General features: G+C 61.8%; 12 protein-coding genes. 3 read left to right on the forward strand and 9 right to left on the reverse strand.

Annotated elements, in window-relative coordinates; genetic code table 11:
• The 3 genes from AC0ZWN_RS25940 to AC0ZWN_RS25950 form a co-directional block, all read right to left on the reverse strand.
• On the reverse strand, positions 1-682 hold a 682-nt coding region (locus tag AC0ZWN_RS25940; RefSeq protein WP_476337181.1), incomplete at its 3' end, for an acetyl-CoA C-acyltransferase.
• A gap of 11 nt (positions 683-693) precedes the next feature.
• Positions 694-1,359 (reverse strand): CoA transferase subunit B, encoded by a 666-nt coding sequence (locus AC0ZWN_RS25945; RefSeq protein ID WP_093439005.1) that lies wholly within the window; start codon positions 1,357-1,359, stop codon positions 694-696.
• Between the two features lie 24 nt (positions 1,360-1,383).
• Positions 1,384-2,082 carry a CoA transferase subunit A gene (locus AC0ZWN_RS25950; RefSeq protein ID WP_016983257.1) on the reverse strand — a complete coding sequence of 233 codons (699 nt, stop codon included), beginning with the start codon at positions 2,080-2,082 and terminating at the stop codon, positions 1,384-1,386.
• 292 nt (positions 2,083-2,374) lie between these two features.
• Between AC0ZWN_RS25950 and AC0ZWN_RS25955 the strand changes: the two genes are divergently transcribed.
• The gene (locus AC0ZWN_RS25955) at positions 2,375-3,262 is read left to right on the forward strand and encodes a LysR family transcriptional regulator (RefSeq protein ID WP_099758637.1); all 888 of its coding nucleotides are present in this window, start codon (positions 2,375-2,377) and stop codon (positions 3,260-3,262) included.
• A 458-nt stretch (positions 3,263-3,720) separates the two neighbouring features.
• Here AC0ZWN_RS25955 and AC0ZWN_RS25960 read toward each other — a convergent pair whose 3' ends face one another.
• Entirely contained in the window at positions 3,721-4,563 is an 843-nt protein-coding gene (locus tag AC0ZWN_RS25960; protein ID WP_476337184.1) for an NAD-dependent protein deacetylase, read from the reverse strand.
• Positions 4,564-4,617: 54 nt separating this feature from the next.
• Entirely contained in the window at positions 4,618-5,664 is a 1,047-nt protein-coding gene (locus tag AC0ZWN_RS25965; protein ID WP_476337186.1) for a class I SAM-dependent methyltransferase, read from the reverse strand.
• 413 nt (positions 5,665-6,077) lie between these two features.
• Here AC0ZWN_RS25965 and AC0ZWN_RS25970 point away from each other — a divergent pair, with 413 nt between their 5' ends.
• Positions 6,078-6,917 carry an HvfB family MNIO-type RiPP peptide maturase gene (locus tag AC0ZWN_RS25970; RefSeq protein ID WP_476337188.1) on the forward strand — a complete coding sequence of 280 codons (840 nt, stop codon included), beginning with the start codon at positions 6,078-6,080 and terminating at the stop codon, positions 6,915-6,917.
• Positions 6,910-7,662: an HvfC family RiPP maturation protein gene (locus tag AC0ZWN_RS25975; RefSeq protein ID WP_476337190.1), complete on the forward strand. Its 753-nt coding sequence runs from the start codon at positions 6,910-6,912 to the stop codon at positions 7,660-7,662. Before AC0ZWN_RS25970 ends, AC0ZWN_RS25975 begins: the two co-directional genes overlap by 8 nt.
• 1 nt (position 7,663) lies before the next feature.
• Here AC0ZWN_RS25975 and AC0ZWN_RS25980 read toward each other — a convergent pair whose 3' ends face one another.
• The 4 genes from AC0ZWN_RS25980 to AC0ZWN_RS25995 all read right to left on the reverse strand — a co-directional run bounded on the left by AC0ZWN_RS25980 (position 7,664) and on the right by AC0ZWN_RS25995 (position 13,145).
• Complete coding sequence (locus AC0ZWN_RS25980) at positions 7,664-8,692, reverse strand: NAD(P)/FAD-dependent oxidoreductase (protein WP_476337191.1); 1,029 nt, start codon at positions 8,690-8,692, stop codon at positions 7,664-7,666.
• Positions 8,679-10,859: a hypothetical protein gene (locus tag AC0ZWN_RS25985; protein WP_476337193.1), complete on the reverse strand. Its 2,181-nt coding sequence runs from the start codon at positions 10,857-10,859 to the stop codon at positions 8,679-8,681. Before AC0ZWN_RS25985 ends, AC0ZWN_RS25980 begins: the two co-directional genes overlap by 14 nt.
• Positions 10,860-11,100: 241 nt before the next feature.
• A complete protein-coding gene (locus AC0ZWN_RS25990; RefSeq protein WP_476337194.1) occupies positions 11,101-12,408 on the reverse strand; it encodes a sensor histidine kinase in 1,308 nt (435 codons plus the stop codon).
• Positions 12,405-13,145: a response regulator gene (locus tag AC0ZWN_RS25995; RefSeq protein WP_007919579.1), complete on the reverse strand. Its 741-nt coding sequence runs from the start codon at positions 13,143-13,145 to the stop codon at positions 12,405-12,407. The genes AC0ZWN_RS25990 and AC0ZWN_RS25995 overlap by 4 nt, the downstream gene beginning before the upstream one ends.
• Between the last annotated feature and the right edge of the window lie 130 nt (positions 13,146-13,275).

Here is a 13,275-nt window from a genome sequence, read left to right on the forward strand (position 1 = left end):
ATTCGGCAGTGGTGTCGCCGCGTGGCTGTTCGTCGACCTTGAAGGCAACCGGTTCGCCTTTGCGCTGCGGGATCAGGATCGGCGTGATCTCATCGACAAAACGACCGGCCTCAATCGCGGCGGCGGCTTTCTGCTGCGAGGCTGCGGCGAAGGCATCCTGCTGTTCGCGGCTGATCTCGTATTTGTCGACGAGGTTCTCGGCAGTGATGCCCATGTGGTAGTCGTTGAACGCATCCCACAGGCCATCGCTGATCATGGTGTCGACGATTTGCGCGTGGCCCATACGCAGACCGGTGCGTGCGCCCGGCATGACGTAGTTGGACAGGCTCATGTTTTCCTGGCCGCCGGCGATGATCACATCAGCGTCGCCGCAACGGATCGCTTGCGCTCCCAGATGCAGGGCTTTGAGGCCCGAACCGCAAACCTTGTTCAGGGTCATTGCTGGCACGGCGTGGGGCAGGCCGGCCTTGATCGCGGCCTGACGCGCCGGGTTCTGGCCGGCGCCGGCGGTCAGCACCTGGCCCATGATCACTTCATCGACCTGCGCACCGTCCAGACCGGTTTGTTCGAGCAACTGGCGGATCACCGCCGCGCCCAGATCAACGGCGGACACGCTGGCCAGGGAGCCCTGGAAACTGCCGATCGCGGTGCGCGTGGCGGCAACAATTACGACGTCTTGCATTTTCGAATTCCTCACTGGGCAGCGAACTGCATTTCCGGTACGTGATCCGGGACGATCAGTTTACCAGCGGTTTTGGCGACGATTTCCTCGACGCTGACGCCAGGTGCGCGTTCCTTGAGGACAAAAGCGCCATTTTCGATTTCCAGGTAGGCGAGGTCGGTCAGCACGCGCTTGATGCACCCGGCGCCGGTCAGCGGCAGGCTGCACTTGGATAGCAGTTTCGACTCACCATCCTTGGAGGCGTGGGTCATGATCACGATGATATTGTCGGCGCCGGCCACCAGATCCATCGCACCGCCCATGCCCTTGACCAGTTTGCCGGGGATCATCCACGAGGCGATGTTGCCTTCGACGTCCACTTCGAACGCGCCGAGCACGGTCAGGTCGACATGACCGCCACGGATCATCGCGAACGATTCGGCGGAGTTGAAGATCGACGCGCCGATGCGCGCTGTCACGGTCTGTTTGCCGGCGTTGATCATGTCGGCATCGATAGTGTCTTCGGTCGGGAACGGACCCATGCCGAGCAGGCCGTTTTCCGATTGCAGCATGACTTCCATGCCTTCGGGAATGTAGTTGGCGACCAGGGTCGGAATGCCGATGCCGAGGTTCACATAAAAGCCGTCCTGCATTTCGCGGGCGACGCGCTGAGCCATTTGTTCGCGGGTAAGTGCCATGGTTTTATTCTCCGTCAGCCTGAATTATTTGCGGATGGTGCGCTGTTCGATGCGTTTTTCGAACGTGCCGCAAATGACCCGATCGACGTAGATGCCCGGGGTGTGGATCTGCGAGGGGTCGAGTTCGCCGGGTTCGACGATTTCTTCGACTTCAACCACGGTGATCTTGCCGGCGGTAGCCGCCAGCGGGTTGAAGTTCTGCGCGGTGTGACGGTAGATGACGTTGCCGAAGTGGTCGGCTTTCCAGCCTTTGACAATGGCGAAGTCGCCGGTGATGGATTCTTCCATCAGGTACTTACGACCTTTGAATTCGCGTACTTCCTTGCCTTCGGCGACCGGGGTGCCGACGCCGGTGGCGGTGAAGAAGGCCGGAATGCCGGCGCCGCCTGCGCGCATCTTCTCGGCGAGGGTGCCTTGCGGGGTCAGGATGACTTCGATGTCGCCTTTGAGCAGTTGTTCTTCGAACAGCTTGTTTTCGCCGACGTAGGAGGCGATGACTTTGCTGATCTGACGATCGGTGAGCAGCACACCGAGGCCGAAACCGTCGACGCCGCAGTTGTTGGAAACGACGGTGAGGTCGCGGGTGCCTTTGCGTTTGATCTCGGCGATCAGGTTTTCCGGAATGCCGCACAGACCGAAGCCGCCGGCGATAACGGTCATGCCGTCCTCAAGCCCGGCCAGGGCTTCCTCGTAGGAACTCACGCGCTTGTCGAAACCTGCCATATGCACCTCTTTTATTATTTGCGGGCGGCTGGCTAGCCGAATGGTTGGAGTGTCTCGCTGGAGGATATATTTGTTAAGTTGATTTTTAAGGTTGATTGATAGATAAAACTCAATAATAGCGTTATGGCGTGCTGCTTTGATCGTTCCCACGCTCCGCGTGGTAATGCCTCTAGGGACGCTCCGCGTCCAGTGACGCGGAGCGTCACGGGCTGCGTTCCCACGCAGGAGCGTGGGAACGATCATCATGGCTCGCCGCTTAACGCTTGTAGCTTACAACTGGAGCGAAGCGAGTATGACCATCAAACAGATCCGCGCCTTCCTCGCCGTGGCACAGAGCCTGAGCTTCGCCGTGGCCTGCGAGCGTCTGCACCTGTCGCAATCGGCGTTGAGCCTGACCATCAAAGCCCTGGAAGAGGGCCTGGGCGGGCGCCTGTTCAGCCGTAACACACGCAATGTCGCGCTGACTGCGGAAGGTGAATCCTTGCTGCCGCTGGCGCGGCGGCTGATCGCCGACTGGGATAACGCCGAAGACGAAATGCGCCAACGCTTCAGCTTGCAGCGCGGGCGGGTGACGCTGGCGGCGATGCCGTCGTTTGCCGGCAATCTGCTGCCGCCGATCCTCAAGACGTTTCGCGCGCGCTATCCGAACGTCAACGTCACGGTCAATGACGTGATCAACGAGCAAGTGCTGGAAATGGTCCGGGACCGTCAGGTGGAACTGGGCGTGGCGTTTGAGCCGATGCAAAACACTTCGATGACGTTTACGCCGTTGTACGTGGATCGCTTCGTCGCGGTGGTATCGAAGGATTCGCCGCTGGCGCAGCGCGACGAGATCGATTGGCAGACGTTATTGCAGGAGCCGTTCATCACCTTGCAGCGGCCTTCGACGGTGCGAGTGATGCTCGAAGAGCACCTGCAGGCGCGAGGCATGAAGTTGCCGGTGGAATTTGAAAGCCATCAACTGGCCACGGTCGGGCGGATGGTCGCCAGCGGTCTGGGCGTCAGTGCCGTGCCGGCGTTGTGCGCCGAGCAGATGCAGGAGCTCGGCGCCCACTGCCTGACCCTGGATGACTCGGTGCAGCGGGCCATCGGCGTGCTGACTGAGCCGGGCAATGAACTGTCGGCGGCGGCGCAGGCGTTGTTCGATATTCTCAAGGCTGAAGATCTCGGGCGACTGTGAGATCTACCCCCTCACCCCAACCCTCTCCCCCAGAGGGGGCGAGGGGGAAGGGAGCTGATCGGGGGCATTTCAAAAAATGGGTTCGGCTCGAAATTTTCAGGTCGCAGTATTAAGTCCTGACAACTCGGTCAGTTCCCTCTCCCTTGGCAGAAGGCTAGGGCTAGGGCTAGGGCGAGGGGAAAGGGAGCTGATCGGGGGCATTTCAAAAAATGGGTTCGGCCCGAAATTTTCAGGTCGCAGTATTAAGTCCTGACAACTCGGTCAGTTCCCTCTCCCCTAGCAGAGGGGCTAGGGCGAGGGGGGAAGGGAGCTGATCGGGGGGCATTTCAAAAAATGGGTTCGGCTCGAAATTTTCAGGTCGCAATATTAAGTCCTGACAACTCGGTCAGTTCCCTCTCCCTTGGGAGAGGGCTAGGGTGAGGGGCTTGGGTCCTGAGCCGAGCGCAAAGTGCAGCAACTCACCGATCCAGCACTTCAACCAACAACGGCAAAAGCTGTTCACACGACGCTTCAATCTTCAAATCCAGCAAGTCATCCGCGCGGGTCTTGCCCAGATTGATCGCAATCAACGGCTTGCCACGATCGGCAATCACCCGGCACAGGCGAAACGCGGAATATGCCATCAACGACGAACCCACCACCAACATCCCCGCTGCATTCTCTGCCGCCGCCATCGCCCTTGCCGCCGTGGGTTGCGCGACGTTCTCGCCGAAAAACACCACGTCCGGTTTCATCCGCTCGCCAGCGCAATGCGGGCAGCGCGGCACCTGAAAGCGCGCTTCGAAGGCCGGGTCGAGCAGGGTGTCGCCATCCGGCGCCTGCACGGCATCGACCCCGGCCAGATACGGGTTGTGCATTTCCATTAATTGTTGAATCGAATCGCGCTCACTGCGCTGGCCGCAGTCCAGGCAGAGGACGCGATGCAGGCTGCCGTGCAGTTCGATCACATCGTGACTGCCGGCTTGATCGTGCAGGGTATCGACGTTCTGGGTGATCAAAGCGTGGATCAGCCCATGGCGCTGCAATCCGGCCAACGCTTGGTGCGCTGCATTTGGCTGCGCCTGACGCACCCTCGGCCAACCCAGCATGGCCCGCGCCCAGTAGCGGCGGCGCGACTCGGGGGCGGCGAGGAACTCCTGGTACATCATCGGCTGCCGGCCACGGCGCACACCGTCGCTGTCGCGGTAATCCGGAATGCCCGACGGCGTGCTGATGCCGGCTCCGGTCAGGACGAGGAAGTCGCCATCGGCCATCACCTCTTGCAAGGTATCGAGGTGTTCGCGGGTCGGGCTGTCGAGCATGGTCAGCGCTCCGAAATGGGCAGTGCCAGCAGGTTAGCACGCGACCCGCGCGGGTTACTTGCGCGCCTCCAGAATCAGGTTGAACGGCGTTTGCGTGGCCCGGCGGAACTGCTTGAAACCGGCCTCGGTAAACACCTTGCGCAAACGCATTTCCCCTGCTTGCGCGCCCAGGCCCAGGCCGACTTCCTGCGATAGCGAGTTGGGTGTGCAGATAAACGTCGAGGCCGCATAGAACAGCCGCCCGACCGGGTTGATGTTGTCGTCCAGCGTGTCGTTGGCGAACGGCTCGACCAGCAACACCGTGCCATCGTCTTTCAGCGATTCATAGGCGTGACGGGCGGCACCGACCGGATCGCCCATATCGTGCAGGCAGTCGAAATAGCAGATCAGGTCGTAGTCGTCGCCGGGGTAGCTTTTCGCCGAACCCTGAAAGAACTTCGCCCGGCTGCTGACGCCACCTTCCTCGGCGCGCTGGGTGGCGACGGTGATCGAGGGCGCGTGATAGTCATAGCCGACGAAACGCGAGTTGGGAAACGCCTGGGCCATGATCACGGTCGAGGCGCCATGACCGCAGCCGATATCGGCGACTTTCGCGCCTTGCTCAAGCTTGGCTACCACGCCGTCCAGCGCCGGCAGCCATTCAGCGATCAGGTGGCCCTTGTAGCCGGGCCGGAAGAACCGCTCGGTTCCGGTGAACATGCACGGGTGGTGATCGCCCCAGGGCAGGGCACCGTTGCCGCGCATGGCTTTGACCAGTTTGTCCTTGTCGTGGAAAAACGATGCCACCACCCCGAGGCCACCAGCGACATACACCGGGGAATCTTCAACGGCCAGGGCCAGTGCCTGTTCTTCGGGTAAACGGAACTGACCGTCGTGGTGCTCCATGTAGCCGGACGCCGCATGAGCGCTGAGCCATTCGCGCACCAGACGCGGGTTGCAGGTGGTTTTGGCAGCGAGGGCATCGGCACTGATCGGCTGACTGTCGGCCATTGCCCGGTACAGCCCGAGCTCTTCGCCGACGATGACATTGGCCAGCATCGCCGCGCCGCCCATGTCGTTGACCAGTTTGCCCATGAATTGGTTGAGCTTCGCCTCATCCATCATGTGTGCTCCTGAAACAGGATCACGGTCCGGCGGCGTCGAAGGTCGAGGCGTGCGCCACCGGGCGGTGGTCACGGAGTTGGGCAGGGCACGGCTGACGTCCTGCGGCCCCCTCGACTGGGTAATAAAGGAGTCTAGCCCCGGTCCGGGAGCGGCGCTGTATTTGTGAGCAACGAAAACCTGTGGGAGCGAGCCTGCTCGCGAAGGCGGCATTTCAGGCGATTCTGGTAATGGCAGTGCTGACGCTTTCGCGAGCAGGCTCGCTCCCACAATATTGATCGGCAGAGAATCTGTATCACTGTGTATCGCCGTGATGGTGGGACACACAGGGCTGCAAATGCCCGGTCATCTGCACACAACCGCAATACATCCGGCGGCTCAAATGTGGCAAACCCACTGCTGAGGTACATCCCATGCATACGCCGCCCTCATCAATGCCACCCAGTGTTGGCCTCGGCCTGCGCCGTGGTCTGCTGAAAGACCTGCAGGCTGACCGTAGCGGCGCCTTCGACTTTCTCGAAGTCGCCCCGGAAAACTGGATCGGAGTCGGCGGCGCGCACGGTGCGGCGTTACGTGAACTGGCCGAGCGCTATCCGTTGTCCTGTCACGGCTTGTCGCTGTCGCTGGGCGGGTCGGCGCCGCTGGATGTCGGATTCTTGCAGGAGGTTCGGGTGTTTCTCGACCATTACAACGTGCCGCTGTACAGCGAGCACCTGAGTTACTGCAGCGATGACGGGCATCTGTATGACTTGCTGCCGTTGCCGTTCACCGAAGAAGCGGTGCAGCACGTTGCCGCGCGGATCCGTCAGGCTCAGGACATTCTCGGCCGGCGCCTGGCCGTGGAAAACGTCTCCTACTATGCCGCCCCGCGCCAGGACATGGACGAGCTGAGCTTCACCAATGCCGTGTTGCGCGAGGCCGATTGCGACCTGCTGCTGGACGTCAACAATGTCTATGTCAACGCGATCAACCACGGCTTCGATCCGCAAACCTTCCTCGCCGGTATCGAGCCGGACCGGGTGGTCGGGATGCATGTGGCGGGGCATTTCGATGAGTCCGACACGCTGAAAATCGACACCCATGGTGCCTCAGTCAAACCGGTTGTGTGGTCTCTGCTGGCGGAGGCTTATAGGCGGTTTGGCGCGCAGCCAACGCTGCTTGAACGGGATTTCAATTTCCCGGCATTTTCCGAACTGGTCGCCGAGTTGCAGACCATTCGCCATTTGCAAGCCGGAGGTCGCCCTCGTGGATAACCTGATACTGCAACAACAGGCGCTGACCCGGTATTTGCGCGATCCCGAACATCAATCGGCACCGGCCGACATGAACGTGGCGCGGGTCAACGTTTATCGCGATCTGGTGTTCAACAACGTTTCGCAATTGTTGAGCGGCACGTTTCCGGTGTTGATCCGGATCATCGGCGAACAACGCTGGAGCCTGCTGGTACGAGGCTTTTTGCGCGAGTGGCGGGCGCAGACCCCAAAGTTTGGCGAGATTGCCGAAACGTTTCTCGACTATCTCGCGTCGCCACCGCAGGTGTTGCGCGAGGGCGAGTGGCCGGCGTTTCTGCTGGAGCTGGCGCATTACGAATGGGTCGAGATGATCTTGCAGCAGTCCGATGCTCAGGCGCTGCCGCCAAGCGATCCGGCGCTGTTGCTGGAGCGTCCGCTGCAGATCTCGGCACTGGCCTGGCCATTGGCGTATGTGTGGCCGGTGCATGCACTTGATCCGAACCATCAGCCCGCCACACCGCCGGCGCATCCGACCCTGTTGCTGGTGCGGCGCACGGCAGACTGGAATGTGCAGTTTTCCGAGCTGAGCCCGCTGGCCTGGCGCCTGTTACAGCGCATTGAAGCGTTTCCTGACCTTAATGGCCGCCAGCAATTGCAAGATCTGGCAGTAGAAGCAGGGGTGCCCGACACCGAAACGTTCATGGACAGCGGATCGGCGTTGTTGCGGCAGTTTCACCAGGAGGGCGTGCTCGCCAGCGTCCTGTAAGTCATGCGGCAGGCAGCCACGACGGCGGGCAGGGATGCAGACGATAGAAGTCGCGCAGGTGCGCCACATCGCGTGCGAATCCTGCGTTCAGCCATTGGCGATATTGCGCCTGCGCCGCTGTTTGCAAGGCCGGTTGGCGCAGACCATCCGCTACGGCTTGCGCGGCTTGCATACCGCTCATCAACGCTTTGAGCACGCCGTGGGAGGACGCCGGGTCGAGCCGGTTGGCAGCATCGCCCACCAGAAAATAACCAGCACCGGTGACGGCCGGGGTGATGCGCCAGGTTACATCGGCGCCGCGTATCCGCCCTACGGCTGGCAATGCTTGCAGGGCCTCGGGAAGCCTCGTCGAGCGCCTGTTGTTCTCGAACGTCAGGTGCGTCCAGTGCAGCAACTGCGGCTCGACCTGGGCGATCCAGGTCCATCCGTCAGGATCGGCGAGCAAGTGCGCGGTTGTTGCATAGGTTGCGCTGTGACCTTGCAAGTAGCCGTAACGCGCCACCAGCGGCGGTGAACAATGGCGAACCGGCAGACCGAGTTGGCGAGCGAACCAGTCGCAAGCGCCACTGGCATCGATCAGGCAGGTCGCGTAAAGGCGTGCGCTGTCGGTCTCCACGCCGATCACCCGATTGGCCTGAGTCAGCACTCGCCGTGCCCGGCAGGGCTGACTGATCTCCACCCCTAACGTGGCCGCTTGCGCCAGTAACGTCGCGTCCAGTTGCGCCCGCTCCAGATGAAAACCCTGCCAGGCGCCGCGATCATCGGCGCCAAAGACATTGAAGCGCGGCGCACCGTTCCAGTGCACCCAGTGGCCGTCAAAGCGCCGGGCCCCGCGGCCACACAGCTGCTCGGCGACCCCCAGTTGTCGGAGCAGCGGTTCAATGCCCGGATGCAGGCTTTCGCCGGGGCGAAACCGCGGGAACGCCTGCCGTTCGATCAAGGCCACGCGCAACCCGTGACGGGCGCAACTGATTGCCGTTGCGCAGCCCGCAGGGCCGGCACCGACGACCACAACATCAAAATGTTTCATGGGCGACCCGCCATGGCAGGGTGTCGCGTTTGATCAGGATTGCATCGGCGCTGATCAGCAAGATCACCAGCTCTTCGACTTCGACGTGGCGCAACCTGAAATCACTTGCAGGGATCTGCACGGCACCGCGCTTATACAGCAAAAAGCGCTGCACCCAGCCGTCGAGGAGCTGCCCGGCTTGCGCCTGCGCGCTGTCCAGTTCCGCGTTCGGCCGCTGCACGTCAACGAACGACAACAGTGGCCAGGCATTGCGCAGGGATTTATCGCTGGCGGCGCCGAGCGCACGGTACACGCGATACATCGAACGCACGCGCTGCTGATAGACGGTTTGCGCAGTGTGGCCGGTCGTGCTCAGGGAGAACTGGCCATCGAGGGCCACCTGTGTGTAATCGGCATGGGCGTACGCGTGGTACTGGACGATCAGCCGATCGTCTTGAGTGATCAGTTGTGGGCCGCGCTGATTATCCCAGGCCACGCCGCCCATGCCGATTTCCTCATCGGTCAAGGGAATGATGCTGTGCAGCGTCGAGCGCGGCTCAAAGACCCGTGCCGAATCCGGTGCCACGCCGGGCCAGAAAGAACCTAGCGCTGCGCAGATCTTCGCATCCTCGGGAAACGGGCTGGCCATCTGATAGCCAGCGAGGACGTTGATCCACTCGTCGTCTGCCGTACGCTGGCGAACCCAGCCGACCTCCCAGCCAGGCCCGAACACCCCGGCGGCGCCGTCGGGCAGCGAGGTCGGCCGCGATGACGGTGGTAGCGGGGCAGTGGATTGCACCGTGTCGGTTTGATCGGCGAGGGCAACGATGGCGCTCACCCCTCGGTCAGTCGGGGTGAACAGTTGATCCTGCAGATCGAGGTTGGCGCAGTAGCGTACGTTGGAGAGCGCTTCAAGTCGGGCGTGCCAGAGACCGGAACTTGGTAACGCTGGTTCGTCGCTGACCCAGTGCAACAGCTTGCGTTGACTGCATAACGGATAGAAGTCCGGAGGGCCGATCAGCGAATAGGCGGCGACGGCCGGCAAATGGTTTTCCAGCATCGGGCAGCGTGGCAACACCCAGCCATCGGCAGTGCCGTCCTGATAATGCAAGGCGCGATAACCGCCCTGACGTACCAACGCCTCGACACCTTCATGCTCGTTCAGGTCTTCGATGCTGCCATCCGCTTCGACCCGGTGACGTCCGTGCACCATGCCGCCGGTATTGGCCGGCAGCACAAAGGACAAGGGCTGCCCCTGATATTCGACGGGCGCCACCAGCCGGGCTCTGGCTTCAGGCACCAGCAGACCGGGGCCGAGATCTACAGTCGAGGCCCAATGCGCAAGATTTTCCGTGACGACGAAGGGTGGCTGGCTGATCTGCGGTTCCTGCCAACCGGTACCGCTGTGGCGCAAATGGACATGCCGCAGTTTTTCGTTGATCTGGTGGTTGCCCAGCGTCACCGTCAGGTTCAGACCCTCCAGGCACTGCGAACCATTGAACAGCTTGTGCACGGGCACCCAGAAATCCAGTCCGGGGTCGAGGTCCACCTGAAAATCCATCGGCCCGAAGCGCTCGGCATCGCCCTTGAGTTGCACGGCAATGTAGGCGCTGTAGCGCACTGGCATCACCCGGATGCCGTGCGGGTCATCGTCGACGAAGGGCAGGAAACTGCGCAGCGTTGCGTCATAGCACGGGGGGGCGGTGCCGACGCGGGCGATACCGGTACGCGAGAAGCACAGGTCGGCATGCCGGCCATGCACGGTGTCGGCGGCGCAGCGATATTCACTGGCAAACGCGACCACCGCTAACGGCGCGCCCCGGGCTTTGTCGCGCAGGCTGTCGAGCGTGGGCGGACTGACGCTGTAGACATAGTCGAGCACGGTCTCGATCTCGGCGGCAGTGGGAAACAGCTGTAATGTCTGGCCGTTTTCATCGCTGAGCACGTTTGGCGAGGCCAGCGCGTGATACAGCAGGCTGTGCGCCGGTGCGCCAGCCTCGATCGCCCGGCTGCCGGTCGTTGCGAAATCGGTAAATCCGGGTATTGACCGGTCGATTTTCAGGGGCTTGTGCAGTTCCGCCGCCAGCGGTTCAGCCAGCAAGTCCAGGCCGTGGGCGAGCATCAGCGAATGCCAGCCGCCGGGCGCCAGGCGCGTACACACGTGGGTAACGGATTCGAGCAGAGTCATGTTGCGCCTCGACAGGTTGGGCCAATTGTCATGGAACCGTAGCCCGGCGCTGACTTGCTACTGTCAGATCTGACAGTGGCGACCAATGGTGAACAGTGCGAAACGGGCAACACAACCATAAGCGCATCAGCCAAGGCGCACAGTCAGTGGATTCTGATGAAGTTGTAGGCATTGGCGCGGCGGTGTGCAGGCCACCGACCGGTACTGGTCGGTAGCGTTTAAACAGGCGCCGTTAAAGCGTTTATGGATGCAGCGGCAGCTTCAGTTCCGCGCACAACCCGCCACCCTGGCGATTGCTCAACGTCAGCGAACCACCGAGCGCCATGGCCAGTTGCTGGGCGATCGCCAGTCCCAGCCCGGTGCCGCCGGTATCGCGATTGCGCGAGTTTTCCACGCGGTAGAACGGTTGCAGCACCTGCGCCAGTTCGGCGTCGGCGATGCCCGGGCCGCGGTCCATGACGGTGATCGCCAGGTTGCCTTTGTTGGCTTCAACCCAGACTTCGGCGGCGCCGGCAAATTTCAGTGCGTTGTCGGTCAGGTTCACCAGCACCCGGCGCAACGCATGAGGACGGGTGTCGATGACCGCCGCACTCTTGCCGACCAGTTGCACCTGCTTGCCCATGTCCTGATAGTCGAACACCAGGCTTTCGAGGAAGGAATCCATATTGGTGCGGCGGCTTTCTTCGGTCGAACCATGGATGCTGCGCGCATACGCCACGCCTTCGCGAACCAGGTGTTCCATCTCGTTGAGGTCATTCCACAGTTTGTCTTTCTCGGCGCAATCGTCCATGAGTTCGGCGCGCAGTTTCATCCGCGTGATCGGCGTTTGCAGGTCATGGGAAATCGCCGCCAGCAGTTGCATGCGCTCCTTGAGATAAGCGGCAATGCGCGCCTGCATCGCGTTGAACGCCCGCGCCGCGTAGACCACTTCGTTCGGGCCGCTTTCGTCGAGGTTGATCGGGTGGGCGTTGGGGTCGAGTGTTTCCACCGCGTTAGCCAGCCGGGTCAGGGGGCGAACCGCAATGCGCACCGCCAGCCAGGTGCAGACGAGCATCAGCGCCAATTGGCCGAGCAGTACTACCGGCAACCAGGGTGACAACGGGACCATGGCGGGGCGCACGTCGATGGTCACCGGGCTGCCGTCGCTCAGGAACAGATGGCCTTGAAAGTGTTTTTTCGGTCCGGGAATATCGGTGAAGGTCAGCGGATAGCGTTCACCAATGGCTTCGGTGATCGAGGTGACCGCCACCGGCACATCACTGGCCTCGATCGGTGTGCCCGGTTCGCCTTCGCTCAACAGGTAGCCATAATTTTTTCGCGCCAGACGCTCGAGCCAGGCAGGGCGCTCTTCGGCAGGCAAGCGATCAAGGATCGCAATCGAGGTCGAGACGTCGGTTTCCAGATTGCCGAGCATGGTGTTCTTGGCGCTTTGGTAACGCTCGTAATACTGCGCACCGAACGACAGCGCCTGAGCGAGCAACAGGCCGATCAGGAAAATCAGCGACAGGCGCGAGGCGAGGGTGCGCGGCCAGTGCAGATTGACGCTCATGCCGGGGCCCCGAGAATCTCGACCGGCAGTGAGAACACGTAACCTTCGCTGCGCACGGTCTTGATGTAGGCCGGCTCGCGCGCATCATCCAGCAGGCGCTGACGCAAACGGCTGACCAGCAAGTCGATCGAGCGGTCAAACAGATCGGCGTCGCGGCCCTGGGTCAGATTGAGCAGTTGGTCGCGGCTGAGCACCCGCTGCGGGTGATCGAGAAACACCCGCAGCAAGCGATATTCGGCACCGCTGAGGGCGACCATGGTGCCGTCCTTGTCCAGCAGGTGACGGGCCGAGGTGTCCAGTTGCCACCGGCCGAAAGCCAGCAAGCGCCCGGCCTCGGTCACCACCAGATTCGGCGGCAGCATCCGCGTGCGGCGCAGCACAGCGTTGATCCGCGCGAGCAATTCGCGGGCGGCGAACGGTTTGGTCAGGTAATCATCGGCGCCCATTTCAAGGCCGATGATGCGGTCGGTTTCATCGTTGCGCGCGGTCAGCATCAGGACCGGCGTGGCCTTGTGTTTGCCCACCCGCAATTCGCGGCACAGCTGCAGGCCATCGTCGCCGGGCATCATGATGTCGAGCACGATCAGGTCGACAGTGTTGGCTTCGAGAAAGCTGCGCATCTGCCGGCCATCGGCGACCACCGTGGTGCGCAGGCCGTTTTTCTTCAGGTAGTTGCCCACCAGTTCACGGATCTCGCGGTCGTCGTCGACGATGAGAATGTGATCGACATGATCCATCGGTGCAAACCTCTATCAAAAGGGACTGCCGTGCAGTGTATCGAGCCTGCGGTGGGCCGCCTGCCTGCCTTTGTATTGCAGTGTATCTGCCGTCACAACGGATACACGGGGACGCAAAAACGCGAATTTT

Source organism: Pseudomonas sp. 3B-A001-10F, assembly GCF_056313565.1.

Bases quoted from the DNA above. Each gene is read 5' to 3' on its own strand.
- AC0ZWN_RS25945 (WP_093439005.1), bottom strand. From the start codon at position 1,359: ATGGCACTTACCCGCGAACAAATGGCTCAGCGCGTCGCCCGCGAAATG.
- AC0ZWN_RS25950 (WP_016983257.1), bottom strand. From the start codon at position 2,082: ATGGCAGGTTTCGACAAGCGCGTGAGTTCCTACGAGGAAGCCCTGGCC.
- AC0ZWN_RS25955 (WP_099758637.1), top strand. From the start codon at position 2,375: ATGACCATCAAACAGATCCGCGCCTTCCTCGCCGTGGCACAGAGCCTG.
- AC0ZWN_RS25960 (WP_476337184.1), bottom strand. From the start codon at position 4,563: ATGCTCGACAGCCCGACCCGCGAACACCTCGATACCTTGCAAGAGGTG.
- AC0ZWN_RS25965 (WP_476337186.1), bottom strand. From the start codon at position 5,664: ATGGATGAGGCGAAGCTCAACCAATTCATGGGCAAACTGGTCAACGAC.
- AC0ZWN_RS25970 (WP_476337188.1), top strand. From the start codon at position 6,078: ATGCATACGCCGCCCTCATCAATGCCACCCAGTGTTGGCCTCGGCCTG.
- AC0ZWN_RS25980 (WP_476337191.1), bottom strand. From the start codon at position 8,692: ATGAAACATTTTGATGTTGTGGTCGTCGGTGCCGGCCCTGCGGGCTGC.
- AC0ZWN_RS25985 (WP_476337193.1), bottom strand. From the start codon at position 10,859: ATGACTCTGCTCGAATCCGTTACCCACGTGTGTACGCGCCTGGCGCCC.
- AC0ZWN_RS25990 (WP_476337194.1), bottom strand. From the start codon at position 12,408: ATGAGCGTCAATCTGCACTGGCCGCGCACCCTCGCCTCGCGCCTGTCG.
- AC0ZWN_RS25995 (WP_007919579.1), bottom strand. From the start codon at position 13,145: ATGGATCATGTCGATCACATTCTCATCGTCGACGACGACCGCGAGATC.